The organism is Nostoc sp. CHAB 5836 (assembly GCF_020829445.1).
Classification (GTDB): Bacteria; Cyanobacteriota; Cyanobacteriia; order Cyanobacteriales; family Nostocaceae; genus Nostoc.
The window spans coordinates 17,614-30,719 of the sequence record NZ_JAIVFV010000075.1; the positions used below are offsets into that span (position 1 = coordinate 17,614).

At 42.4% G+C, this 13,106-nt stretch carries 9 protein-coding genes; 8 read left to right on the plus strand and 1 reads right to left on the minus strand.

The features are described 5' to 3' along the window. Window positions 1-74: 74 nt before the first annotated feature. The 8 genes from LC605_RS16600 (at window position 75) to LC605_RS16635 (ending at window position 11,601) form a co-directional block, all read left to right on the plus strand. Window positions 75-1,397 carry a CmpA/NrtA family ABC transporter substrate-binding protein gene (locus LC605_RS16600; protein WP_229548622.1) on the plus strand — a complete coding sequence of 441 codons (1,323 nt, stop codon included), beginning with the start codon at window positions 75-77 and terminating at the stop codon, window positions 1,395-1,397. A 109-nt stretch (window positions 1,398-1,506) separates the two neighbouring features. Beyond that, window positions 1,507-2,340 carry a nitrate ABC transporter permease gene (gene ntrB / locus LC605_RS16605; RefSeq protein ID WP_229548623.1) on the plus strand — a complete coding sequence of 278 codons (834 nt, stop codon included), beginning with the start codon at window positions 1,507-1,509 and terminating at the stop codon, window positions 2,338-2,340. Between the two features lie 76 nt (window positions 2,341-2,416). Beyond that, window positions 2,417-4,405, plus strand: coding sequence for a nitrate ABC transporter ATP-binding protein (locus LC605_RS16610; protein ID WP_229548624.1), 1,989 nt, complete (start codon window positions 2,417-2,419; stop codon window positions 4,403-4,405). Window positions 4,406-4,507: 102 nt separating this feature from the next. Continuing rightward, a complete protein-coding gene (locus LC605_RS16615) occupies window positions 4,508-5,356 on the plus strand; it encodes a nitrate ABC transporter ATP-binding protein (RefSeq protein ID WP_229548625.1) in 849 nt (282 codons plus the stop codon). A 170-nt stretch (window positions 5,357-5,526) separates the two neighbouring features. Continuing rightward, on the plus strand, window positions 5,527-7,029 hold the full coding sequence (locus LC605_RS16620) for a NarK family nitrate/nitrite MFS transporter (protein ID WP_229548626.1): 1,503 nt from the start codon (window positions 5,527-5,529) through the stop codon (window positions 7,027-7,029). Window positions 7,030-7,387: 358 nt separating this feature from the next. Beyond that, entirely contained in the window at window positions 7,388-9,670 is a 2,283-nt protein-coding gene (locus tag LC605_RS16625) for a molybdopterin oxidoreductase family protein (RefSeq protein WP_229548631.1), read from the plus strand. 823 nt (window positions 9,671-10,493) lie between these two features. Then, window positions 10,494-10,952 (plus strand): phosphate-starvation-inducible PsiE family protein, encoded by a 459-nt coding sequence (locus tag LC605_RS16630; protein WP_229548627.1) that lies wholly within the window; start codon window positions 10,494-10,496, stop codon window positions 10,950-10,952. Between the two features lie 196 nt (window positions 10,953-11,148). Next, on the plus strand, window positions 11,149-11,601 hold the full coding sequence (locus LC605_RS16635) for a nitrate reductase associated protein (RefSeq protein WP_229548628.1): 453 nt from the start codon (window positions 11,149-11,151) through the stop codon (window positions 11,599-11,601). 242 nt (window positions 11,602-11,843) lie between these two features. Here LC605_RS16635 and LC605_RS16640 read toward each other — a convergent pair whose 3' ends face one another. Further along, entirely contained in the window at window positions 11,844-12,647 is an 804-nt protein-coding gene (locus tag LC605_RS16640) for a hypothetical protein (protein WP_229548629.1), read from the minus strand. Window positions 12,648-13,106 lie beyond the last annotated feature (459 nt).

Sequence of the window (13,106 nt, forward strand, 5' to 3'; positions counted from 1 at the left end):
AGCAGGGGGAGAATAATAACTCCTAACTCCCCATGCCCTATTCCCTATGACAAATAACAAAGGACTAATAACAAATGACAGATATTTCCAGAAGAAAATTTATTTTCACCACCACTACTGCGGCTGCGGTATCTATCTTGGCTCACGCTTGTTCTTCTAATAGCAATACAAGTTCAACAAGTGGCGATGCTCCGGCTGCGGCTCCAGCGACTAACGTTTCCACTGTCCCTAATGCGCCGAAGGTAGAAACAACGAAAGCGAAATTAGGATTTATTGCCTTAACTGATTCTGCTCCTTTGATTATTGCTAAAGAAAAAGGTTTATTTGCCAAATACGGGATGACTGATGTTGAGATTATCAAACAAAAATCTTGGCCTGTTACTCGTGATAACTTGAAAATTGGCTCAGATGGCGGTGGTATTGATGGCGCACACATTCTCAGTCCTATGCCTTATTTGATGACCATTAACGATAAAGTGCCAATGTATATTTTGGCCAGATTAAATACTAATGGTCAGGCTATTTCTGTTGCCAATAAATTTAAAGAACTGAATGTAAATTTACAAAGTAAAGGGCTGAAAGAAGTTGCTAGTCAAGCTAAAGCCAATAAAAAATCCTTGAAATTTGGGATTACATTTCCTGGCGGTACTCACGATTTGTGGATGCGCTATTGGCTAGCGGCTGGTGGTATCAATCCAGACGAAGATGTGGTTTTGGAACCCGTACCACCGCCACAAATGGTAGCGAATATGAAAGTCAATACTATCGATTCTTTTTGTGTAGGAGAGCCTTGGAACGCTCAATTGGTTAATCAAAAATTAGGTTATTCAGCTTTAGTGACAGGCGAATTGTGGAAAGATCATCCAGAAAAAGCTTTTACGATGCGTAAAGATTGGGTCGATAAAAATCCTAATGCTGCACAAGCCTTGTTGATGGCAATTATGGAAGCTCAACAATGGTGCGATCGCCCCGAAAATAAAGAAGAAATGTGTAAAATTTGTTCTGATAGAAAATACTTGAATGTTGCGGCCACAGATATTTTAGAAAGAGCAAAAGGTAATATTGACTTCGGCGATGGACGAACCCAAGAAAATTTCCCATCCCGGATGAAGTTTTGGGAAAATAACGCTTCCTACCCTTACAAGAGTCATGATGTTTGGTTTTTAACAGAAGAAATTCGCTGGGGTTATCTACCAAAAGATACCAAAGTTCAGGAAATAGTCAATCAAGTCAATAAAGAGGACTTGTGGAAACAAGCAGCAAAAGCTATTGGTGTTCCTAATTCGGAAATTCCTCAAAGTAGTTCTCGTGGAGTTGAAACTTTCTTTGATGGGGTAAAATTTGACCCTGAAAAACCAGAACAATATTTGCAGGGTTTAAAAATCAAAAAAATTTAGTTCGTAGTGAGCGATTTATCGCTCATAAAAAATTTGGTCGGGACTAAATTCCTGACTAGAAAGTTGAATTTTTACGCTTAGTTATTTGGTGACGGGAGAAATAATAAAAATGGCAGCTATCCTTGGAACTCGTACTCTCAAAAAAAATCCTCGCAAGCAGTTAAATAAATTAGTTTCGCAAAAAATTATCCCGCCACTGGTAGCATTAGCTATTTTTTTACTAGTTTGGCAATTACTTTGCTTAAATCCTAATTTTAAATTACCCGGGCCAATAGAAACATTTTCAGAAACTTGGAACCCTTTTATCATTCATCCATTTTTTGATAATGGTGAAAGCGATAAAGGTTTAGGCTGGCAAATACTTAGTAGTTTGGGAAGAGTTGGTTTAGGCTTTTCTCTGGCGGCAATTGTTGGGATTGCATTAGGAATTTTCATTGGTGCTAACAAATTACTTTATAATGCTGTAGATCCCATCTTCCAAGTGTTGCGGACTGTACCGCCTCTTGCATGGCTACCAATTTCTTTAGCAGCATTTCAACAAGCGAATCCTTCAGCTATTTTTGTAATTTTTATTACGTCGATTTGGCCGATTATCATCAACACGACTGTAGGTGTGCAACAAATTCCTCAAGATTATGTAAACGTAGCTAGAGTTTTACGTTTGAAAGGCCCAAAATATTTCTTAAAAGTTGTATTTCCTGCCACTGTTCCTTATATTTTCACAGGCTTACGCATTGGCATTGGTTTATCTTGGTTAGCGATTGTTGCAGCAGAAATGTTAGTCGGCGGTGTAGGCATTGGTTCGTTTATTTGGGATGCTTACAATACCACCACAGAAACTAACTTAAGCGAAATCATTCTCGCACTTATTTACGTTGGTTTAGTCGGCTTACTATTAGACAGATTAGTCGGCTTTATCGCTAGCAAAGTCGTACCAGAGTAGGGACTGGGAACTGGGGAATAAAGAATAACTTATTTCCCCAATTAAAAATTACGAATTACGAATTACGAATTAAAAAATGACTACTTTTGTTGAAGTTGACCATGTTGACCGTGTATTTGAACTTCCCAATGGGGGCAAATATATTGCTCTCAAAAATATTGAATTGAAAATTCGACAAGGGGAATTTGTTTCTTTAATTGGACATTCTGGGTGTGGTAAATCGACTTTGCTCAACATCATTGCAGGTTTAGATAGAGCGAGTATTGGTGGTGTGACTTTACAAGGGCGAGAAGTTAGAGATCCCAGTCCAGATCGGATGGTTGTGTTTCAAAACTATTCTTTGTTGCCTTGGTTAACAGTACGGGAAAACGTCGCCTTAGCTGTGGATGAAGTGTACAAGGGGAAGTCCAAAAGCGATCGCCAAAGTATTATCGAAGAACATATCGATATGGTGGGGCTGCGGTTAGCGGCTAATAAACGCCCTAAAGAGTTATCTGGGGGGATGAAACAACGAGTAGCGATCGCCCGCGCCTTAGCTACTCGTCCGAAGTTGTTATTGCTAGATGAACCTTTTGGAGCCTTGGATGCTTTGACACGGGGGACTTTGCAAGAACAACTGATGAAAATTTGCAACGAACACAACGTTACTTGTGTGATGGTGACACATGATGTAGATGAGGCGCTGTTATTGAGCGATCGCGTTGTCATGCTCACTAATGGCCCAGAAGCGCATATCGGACAAATTCTCGAAGTCCCAATTCCTCGCCCGCGTCAACGTCTGGAAGTCGTCAAACATCCCAGCTACTACAGTCTGCGGAACGAAATGATTTACTTCCTCAACCAACAAAAGCTGCTTAAAAAACACAAAGCCCACCAGACTCCAGTACCAGCAACCATATCCCGCAACGGCTTAGAAAAAGTCAATCTACAAATTGGCTTTATGCCCTTAACTGATGCTGCACCTTTAATTGTTGCTCAAGAAAAAGGCTTTTTAGCCAAATACGGTTTAGATAATATCACCCTCACTCGTGCCTCTAGCTGGAAACAAATCGCTCAAGGGGTTGCTACTGGTAAATTAGACGCCGCCCAAATGCTAGCGGGAATGCCCTTAGCCCTGACTTTAGGCGCTGGCGATCAAAAACCAATTCCTGTAATCAATGCCTTAAATATCTCCCGCAATGCTAACGCCATCACCCTCAGCAAAAAATTGTATAGCCAAGGTGTCAGAAACCTGGCTGATTTAAAAACGGCGATTAATGCTGCTCCCGACCAAATTTTGACCTTGGGTGTAGCTCATCCAACGTCAATGGTGAACTTAATGCTGCGTTATTGGCTGGCTGCTGGTGGTATAGATCCCGATCGCGATGTCAGCATAATGGTGATTCCACCAATGGAAATGGTTGCTCAACTCCAAGCCGGAAATATTGATGGTTATTGTGCTGGAGAACCCTGGAACTACCTTGCTGTTCATCAAAATTTAGGCTTTGTTGCCGCCACTGCTTTAGAAACTTGGTTAGGACAACCGAAAAAAGTCTTGGGAGTGCGAGAAGATTGGGCGCAACGATATCCAGAAACCTATCTTGCCCTCGTTAAAGCACTATTAGAAGCTTGTCAATACTGTGACGACTTCCGCAACCGCGAAGAAATTTTAGAAATACTCTGCCGTCCTGAGTACCTGGACATCGATCCTGTATATGTTCGTCCTGGTTTTCTCGATCCTTACGATCGCGGCGACGGTACAGAACCACAAGAGTTTACTGCATATAACCAGTTTTTTGTCAATAGAACCAATTATCCCAACCGCACCGAAATTTTGTGGATGATTACTCAGCTAGCACGCTGGGGCTTAACACCCTTCCCGAAAAACTGGGTAGAAGTGGTTGAAAGAGTCTGTCGCCCAGACATATTTGGTGCAGCTGCACGCGACCTCGGCTTACTCGATATTGGAGAAGATGACCCGATTCACTTATTTGATGGTAAAGTTTTTAACCCATCAGAGCCGATAGAGTATCTCAAAAGTTTGGAAATTAAACGGCAAATTCGAGTTGAAGAAATATTCATTTAGTTAGCAAAAAACTCCATTACTTCTTTATCTCTTCCTTTGCGTCCTTTGCGTCCTTGGCGGTTCGTTAAAAAAAAAATTTGTAATCAAAGGTATAAATTCATCATGCAAACAGTAAACGGAATTAACAGCGAAATTCAATTCAATCAACAGCAAACCCAAAAAGCACAAGATTTTTTAGTCATCGAAGGCGTCAGCAAAATTTATCCAACTTCCGAAGGCCCTTACACCGTACTTGATGGAGTTGACTTAAAAGTGCGCGAGGGCGAATTTGTTTGCATAATCGGTCACTCAGGCTGCGGCAAATCAACACTCCTGAATATGATTTCCGGGTTTAACACTCCCACCGATGGTGTTGTGCTGCTGCAAGACAAACCCATCACCGAACCAGGCCCAGACCGGATGATGGTATTCCAAAATTATTGTCTACTGCCTTGGTTGAGTGCCTTTGATAACGTTTATTTGGCTATTGATTCCGTGTTTCCGAGAAAAACCCAGGCAGAAAAACGGGCGATCGCCAGAGAAAATTTAGCAATGGTGGGACTGACAGAAGCGGCTGACAAGAAACCCAGTCAGCTTTCTGGTGGGATGAAACAGCGAGTAGCGATCGCCCGCGCCCTTTCCATTCGTCCCCAAGTTTTGATTCTTGATGAACCCTTCGGTGCCTTAGACGCCATCACCAAAGAAGAATTACAAGAAGAACTCCTGCAAATCTGGCGCGAACATCAAGTCACCGTACTCATGATTACCCATGACATTGATGAAGCACTTTTCCTCGCCGACAGAGTTGTGATGATGACTAACGGCCCATCTGCCAACATCGGCGAAATCCTAAATATTCCCTTCTCCCGCCCCCGCAACCGTCGCCGCATCATGGAAGACCCAGAATACTACAACCTCCGGAACTACGCCCTAGACTTCCTCTTCCGTCGATTTGCTCATGGTGACGAATAAAATATTGGGCAAACAGGGAATGCTGAATTAGGAGTTAGGAGTTAGGAGTTAGGAGTTAGGAGTTATTCTCTCCTTGTCCTCTTCTGTCCCTCATCTCCCCGCGTCCCCGCGTCCCCTCATCCCCCGGTTGGTGAGCGAAGTCGAACCACATCTCCCCTCAAAAAATCAGAATGCTTAAAAAATTATTTTCATTCAGCGATCGCTACCGCATCTTACATCAGACTTGGTTTGCATTCTTTCTCACCTTTGTTTGTTGGTTTAACTTTGCTCCCTTTGCTACAACCATTGGCAAAGAACTAAGTTTAGCGCCTGAGCAAATTAAAACTTTAGGCATCTGTAACCTCGCCCTCACAATTCCCGCACGAATAATTATTGGGATGCTTCTGGATCGTTTTGGCCCCAGAATTACCTACTCAATCCTGCTAATGTTTGCGGTTATTCCTTGTTTAGCGACGGCCCTAGCGCAAGACTTTAATCAACTAGTCATCAGTCGTTTGCTGATGGGAATTGTCGGTTGTGGGTTTGTTGTGGGTATTCGCATGGTGTCCGAGTGGTTCCAGCCGAAGGAGATAGGAATTGCCCAAGGTATTTATGGCGGTTGGGGCAACTTTGGGGCTTTTGGTGCAGAATTTGCCTTACCGATACTTGCAGTTTCTACGAGCTTTTTCGCTGGTGGTGGTTCTAACTGGCGATTTGCGATCGCATTTACAGGGATCATTACAGCCATTTACGGCGTAATTTATTACAACAGTGTCCAAGACACACCCACTGGTAAAATCTATAAGAAACCTAAGAAAAATGGTTCTCTAGAAGTGACGAGTGTTAAAAGCTTCTGGGCAATGATTGTCTCGAATTTCGGTTTGATTTTCGCTCTAGGTTTATTAGCTTGGCGTTTGGAACAAAAGAACATTCACTTCCTAACTTTGAACCAAATGTATCTGACTTGGTTACTATTAGCAGGATTATTTGCTTACCAAAGTTACAAAGCTTGGCAAGTAAACCGAGAACTTCTAATTGGCAAGAAAACTTACGCCCCATCTGAACGCTTTCAATTTGGTCAAGTAGCTTTACTCGAATTCACTTACGTAACTAACTTTGGCAGCGAACTAGCAGTTGTTTCTATGCTCCCGGCATTTTTTGAAAAAACCTTTGCTTTAGAGCATGTTGTCGCCGGGATGATTGCCGCTACCTATCCCTTCTTAAATTTAGTTTCTCGTCCCAGTGGTGGCTTAATTTCTGATAAATTTAGCTCCCGTAAATGGACAATGACAATTATCAGTGTCGGCATTGGAGTTAGTTATTTGATGGCACATTTCATTAATAGTAGCTGGCCGATTCCGCTAGCGATCGCAGTGACAATGATTGCCGCCTACTTTGCCCAAGCTGGCTGCGGTGCAACCTACGGCATCGTACCCCTAATTAAGAAAGAAGCTACTGGACAGATTGCCGGTAATGTGGGAGCTTACGGTAATTTTGGCGGCGTAGTTTACCTGACAATTTTGAGCTTAACCAACGCTCCAACACTATTTACCACAATGGGTATAGCTGCTTTAGTCTGTGCTTTTATGTGTGCCTTCTTCCTCAAAGAACCAAAAGGTTCCTTTGCAGCAGCTTATGAAGAAGAACTTCCAGAAACCGCAACTAAAAACTCTATTCTCTTAAGTGAAGAATAATCAACTCAAGGATGAAGTAGTAATACAGACCTAACCCCCAGCCCCTTCCCTACAAGGGAAGGGGAGTAAGATTTACAGCAATACTCCATAGGTTTTGCCTAAAAAATAAAAATATGTAGGTTGGGTTTCGTTCCTCAACCCAACCTAAAGTACGAAGTTCGGACGCTTGTGCGTCCTATTTCTCACAGGTTTTCAGCATTTTTCTGATAAAAATCTCTTTTTCTACTCTCTGCGCTCTCTGCGTCTCTGCGGTTCGATAAATTAAGCTTTTTAGGGATTTTTGCGTAACACACAAATTTCTCAAACTGCTGCTACATCTGAGGCTGCTCAATCAAAACAACAAAATAGTATAATAGCCATGAGTGAATTTACCAAAACCCTCTGTCCCTACTGTGGTGTTGGGTGTGGTTTAGAAGTTTCACCTCCAGCCCAACATAACAAAGCAACTAATCGAGATAGCCAAGGAAATCCAATTTGGCGGGTGCGGGGAGACAAAGCCCATCCATCTAGTCAAGGAATGGTCTGCGTCAAAGGTGCAACGATCGCAGAATCTTTAGATAAAAATAGATTACATTACCCAATGGTGCGAGACTCCTTAGATCAAGAGTTTCGGCGCGTTAGTTGGGATGAAGCCTTTGATCTGATCACCAAGCGCATTCAAACTATCCGCTTCACCCAAGGGCCAGAAGCCTTATGTATGTATGGTTCCGGTCAGTTTCAAACCGAGGACTATTACATCGCCCAAAAACTCATCAAAGGCTGTCTGGGTACTAATAACTTTGATGCCAACTCACGTTTATGTATGTCTAGTGCTGTGGCTGGATACATTCAGAGTTTTGGCTCAGACGGGCCCCCTTGCTGTTACGATGACTTAGAATTAACCGACTGTGCATTTTTAATTGGTACGAATACAGCTGAATGTCACCCCATAGTTTTTAACCGACTAGAAAAATATCACAAAAAGAACCGCAAAGTCAAAATGATTGTGGTTGATCCCCGTCGCACACCAACCGCAGAAGCCGCAGATTTGCATTTAGCTATTCGTCCCGGTACAGATATCGACTTGTTGAACGGCATCGCCCACTTGTTGATGCACTGGAACTACGTTGATACCATGTTCATGGACGACTGCACCAGCAACTTTCCTGCATACGCGGAAGTGATTCGCCACCATCCGCCAGAAATAGTAGCTCGTCAATGTGGAATCACCATTGAAGATTTAGAAACAGCAGCTCGCTATTGGGGTCAATCTGAGCGGGTACTGTCGTTGTGGTCAATGGGTGTGAATCAATCGTCAGAAGGGACGGCCAAGGTAAGAACTATTATTAACCTGCACCTGATGACTGGACAAATTGGCAAACCTGGGGCTGGCCCTTTTTCCCTCACGGGTCAGCCAAACGCGATGGGAGGACGCGAAGCCGGAGGTTTAGCGCATTTATTACCGGGTTATCGGGTGGTAAAAAATCCTCAGCACCGCGCAGAAGTTGAGGAGTTTTGGGGACTCAAGCCAGGACAAATTTCGCCTAATCCCGGTTTGAGTGTTTGGGATATGATTACTGGCTTGGAAAATGGTGCTGTAGAGTTACTGTGGATTGCAGCTACCAACCCAGCTGTGAGTATGCCAGATTTGGAGCGAACTAAGAAGGCGTTGTTGCGATCGCCTTTTACCATCTACCAAGATGCTTATTATCCCACAGAAACCTCTGCTTTCGCTCACGTTTTACTACCAGCAGCCCAATGGGGTGAAAAAACTGGCGTGATGACAAACTCCGAACGAGTAGTAACTCTGTGTTCAGCATTCCGCCAACCGCCAAAAGAAGCTAAAGCAGATTGGGAAATTTTTGCCGAAGTTGGACGTAGATTAGGTTTTGAGAAAGAGTTTGCCTTTGCTAACTCCGCCGAAGTTTATACTGAGTTTGTCAAACTAACTAAAACTCGTCCTTGCGACATGACGGGTATCAGTCACGCGCAATTACAAGCACAAGGGCCAACTCAATGGCCTTGTGGGGAAGATGAGGGAGATAAGGGAGATAAGGGAGATAAGGGAGATAAGGGAGATAAGGGAGATAAGGGAGCAAAACTTCTGCCTCATCCTCCTCATCCCCCTCATCCTCCTCATCTCCCTAACTCCAAACGCCTTTACACTGATTTACGCTTCCATACCCCTGACGGACGCGCTCGATTTGGGGCATATTACTCAAAGGGATTGGCAGAGCCACCAGACCCAGATTATCCTTTTGTGCTAACTATTGGGCGACTTTACGGACACTGGCATACGCAGACGCGTACCGGCCGAATTGAAAAAATTTGTAAAATGCATCCCGAACCATTTATCGAAATTCATCCCCGTGATGCTGCTAAATTAGGTATTGTAGATAGTATGCATGTAGAAGTGCGATCGCGTCGAGGTAAAGCGAAGTTTCCTGCTAAAGTGACAAAAGCGATCGCACCTGGTACAGTTTTTGTCCCCATGCACTGGGGTTCGCTATGGGCAGACAATGCCGAAGCTAATGCCCTCACCCATCCAGAATCGTGCCCCGATTCACTGCAACCAGAATTAAAAGCCTGTGCAGTGCAACTGATACCAATTTCTCTGGAAGTTACAATCAAAAATCAACAACTTCAGTCCTTACAATGGTAAGCTGCAAAGTGTACCCCTAAAGTGTTGATTTATCGGCATTAATAGGTAATTTTGTCAACAATCAACAGTTATTATTTTCTATGACTATTTAATTTTGACTCTTACCAATTATCATAATTCCGGTTCCCCCCAATTTATCGGGGAGCCAGCGCCTTGACTGGGGTCTCGCCAAGTGGAGGGACTGGCGTGCGGAATGTGGGATCTAAAAGTGCCTAAAGTCACAGCGAAACACTTTTCAAACAACCTCTAAGAGAATGTTTAGAGAAGTCCTATTGTAGGTATCAAAACGTTCCAGATCCCCCTAAATCCCCCTTGTAGCGGTTCTCAATTGCATGGAATACAGACCTAACCCCCAGCCCCTTCCCTTCTAGCGTTGGGGAGTAAGATTCAAAGCCTCTCTCCTCTTAGGAGAGAGGAATGGAAGTGAGGTCAAAACTGTACTGCACCCAAGGGAGAACCGCTATAAAAAAGGGGACTTTGATTCTTCCCCCTTTTTAAGGGGGGTTAGGGGGGATCAACAAGTGCCTAAAGTCACAGCGAAAAACTTCTAAAACAACCTCCAACAGGATGTTTGAAAAGTCGGAAAGTATACTAGAAACCCCGCTTCCATTCCTCTCCCCGAAAGGTCAAGAGGCTTTGAAACCCCCATTCCCTTCTAGGGAAGGGGGGCTGGGGGGGTTAGGTTTCTGAGGCTTAGATGTTACCAAAAACACTTTTCAAACAACCTCTAAGAGTTGCAAAACTTAATTACGAATTACGAATTCTTTTAATCCTCTAGATTTATCTATGGGATTTTATTTTATTTCCAAATCGGGTGCAACATATGAAAAAGTTACTGAGGCGAATTCTAGAAGCTACTAAAGATGATAACTTCATGCACATCATTGAAAACATAGAAGTGCTAGTTTCTAAAGCTCTATCTATTTTCATGGTAATTGTAATTTTAGTAGCGATCGTAGATTTAGGAGTGTTTATTTTTAGAGAGTTGTTTACGGCACCCTATGGTAAATTTAACACAACATTGTATAAGATTTTCGGGTTATTTTTAAATATTTTAATCGCTTTAGAAATCTTAGAAAATATTACCGCCTATCTACGAAGACACGTTTTTCAGGTTGAATTAGTTATTGTCACTTCTTTAATTGCTGTTGCCAGAAAAATTATTATTCTTGACTTAGAAAAAGTTGGAGGTATTGATATAATTGGTCTAGGTATAGCTATTCTTGCCTTATCAATTAGTTATTTGATAATTCGGATCAGTAATTCCAAAGATGGAAGTTAAAATAATTCGTAATTCGTAATTAAGTTTTTTAACGGGGATTTACACCCCGACCCAAAACGTTCTGCCTGTAGAGACTCTTGACTTAAACCCCCAAAGTTCGTTAAATAAAAGATCCAAGAAACTATTGTGGATTTAAAAAACATTTTTCCACTCCTTACTCCCCACTCTCACCCATAAACTTTGAGTTTGCCGAACAATGACAGATTTCTTTGAATTTGAAGCAGACTTTGTTGATTCCCTACGTTGCATCCCCATGCAGGTGCGTTGCAAATTAGATACTTGTGGCATCAAGCTAAAATTGTCTGATTGGAATCAAATGACTACAGCCGAGCGTCAAGCTTTAGTCGAATTACCTTGCACTACAGAAACGGAAATTCAGTCTTACCGTGAGCATATACAGCAGTTAATTCTACAACGCACGGGTATACCAGCTACAAAATTGCCCATCGATCCTCATCCTGCATGGCTAGACTCTGCCACTGTACCAGCCAACATCCAGGAAAAAGCTCAAGAAATAGGTGTAACCCTGACACAGCAACATTGGGCAGCTTTAACACCCTTACAGCGTTTTGCCTTGATTAAACTCAGCAACCCAGGACATGAAAATAAAAACTTTAACAGAGCGATCGCAGAATTTCATCTGCTTTAAGAGGATGTTTGAAAAGTCCTCTTGTTGGTAGCAAAAAGTTTTATATCCCCCTAAATCCACGCCACTTGCTCATGGGGGAAACCCCCAAGACCGCAGTGGCTCCCCGATAAATTGGGGGACTTTGATTCTTCCCCCAATTGATCGGGGGGTTAGGGGGGATCAACAAGTGCCTAAAATCACAATCAAATACTTTTCAAACATCCTCTAAGGCAATACAGTTCAGTTAAGCATTTCTTTCTTCTCTACGAGATGCACTCGCGTTTGCGTAGTTTCAAAATAGCACCTGAAACACCAAAAGCTAATATCGCCAAGGTATAACTTGGTTCAGGAACTGCAATAATGGTTAACTTATTAATTGCCAAGCCGTATTCTGGATTAGAACTGCTAAAAACAAGCCGCGAAACGTTTGCAGTGTCACTACGAACTCCCAAGAACACTGCCGAATTATCTAATGCTAGCGACGAAGTACTTAAAACTGAGAAACTACCCAATAAGTTATTAGCGTTATCAAAAGCGGTGATAAAAGTTTCAACTTCTAAATTACTAATGTCTACGGCTATCTGAGTCCCAGCGCCGAAAACAGGCTGGGCAAAACTAATGGTAAAAGGCCCTCCGTTCCCCCGACTACCAGGATCAGGGGCACCAGGAGGAAGAGGTCGAAAACCTGTTGGGTCTATACCTCCGAAGAGTACAAAATCTCCTTGAGCGAAGTTACTCCGAATACCAGGGGAAGGTAAAGTTTGAAAGACGTATGGTGGAGTAATCTGAGGATTACTAGCTGGAGCTATATTTACATTCAAAGTTAAACCATCTTGGGATGTTGCTGACAAAGAGTTAGGTAAAAAAGCAGAATAATCAGGAGCAACGGGATTGAATACTTTACCTAAACTTACCCAATTAACTTCATCATTACCTCCCAAAGCAGCGCGTTCATTTACTAAAAAAATTGCTGCTTTAACTGGTAATGGAAGAACTGTTATGATCGCTGTAATTGCTGGTAAATATTTGACATAAGACTTTAACAATTGATTGATTTTAAATATCACAAGGCTTACTCGTTTTTTGAAAGAATAAATTAGAAACCAAACTAAGAAATAGTTATTATTTAATTACCATAATCTTCCGGTTAGATAAACTTATTTAACAAATCTTTAAAATATCAATAATAATAAATAATACTCCCTGTAGTCTCTCCAAAGCATCAGCGAGACCACAGGAGTGGTAAATAAACCACGTCGATCTTGAAACCTGTAGTTCAACTCTTTTCTAGGACTTACGCAACTGGCATATTATTTTGAGTTTGTAGTGAGGACTTTAGTCCTCAAAATCAGGGCTGAAGCCCTTACTACAAACTAAAAGCTTTTATTTTTTGTCACACTTGCGTAAGTCCTATAGGAATCCGGTTTGATTTTTGAACAACATTAAGTATTTGTAGGGTGCGTTAGCGACAGCGTAACGCACCATTCTTAAGGATTCGGTGCGTTACGCGAAACGCTAACGCACCC

Bases quoted from the DNA above. Each gene is read 5' to 3' on its own strand.
- LC605_RS16600 (WP_229548622.1), top strand. From the start codon at position 75: ATGACAGATATTTCCAGAAGAAAATTTATTTTCACCACCACTACTGCG.
- ntrB (WP_229548623.1), top strand. From the start codon at position 1,507: ATGGCAGCTATCCTTGGAACTCGTACTCTCAAAAAAAATCCTCGCAAG.
- LC605_RS16610 (WP_229548624.1), top strand. From the start codon at position 2,417: ATGACTACTTTTGTTGAAGTTGACCATGTTGACCGTGTATTTGAACTT.
- LC605_RS16615 (WP_229548625.1), top strand. From the start codon at position 4,508: ATGCAAACAGTAAACGGAATTAACAGCGAAATTCAATTCAATCAACAG.
- LC605_RS16620 (WP_229548626.1), top strand. From the start codon at position 5,527: ATGCTTAAAAAATTATTTTCATTCAGCGATCGCTACCGCATCTTACAT.
- LC605_RS16625 (WP_229548631.1), top strand. From the start codon at position 7,388: ATGAGTGAATTTACCAAAACCCTCTGTCCCTACTGTGGTGTTGGGTGT.
- LC605_RS16630 (WP_229548627.1), top strand. From the start codon at position 10,494: ATGAAAAAGTTACTGAGGCGAATTCTAGAAGCTACTAAAGATGATAAC.
- LC605_RS16635 (WP_229548628.1), top strand. From the start codon at position 11,149: ATGACAGATTTCTTTGAATTTGAAGCAGACTTTGTTGATTCCCTACGT.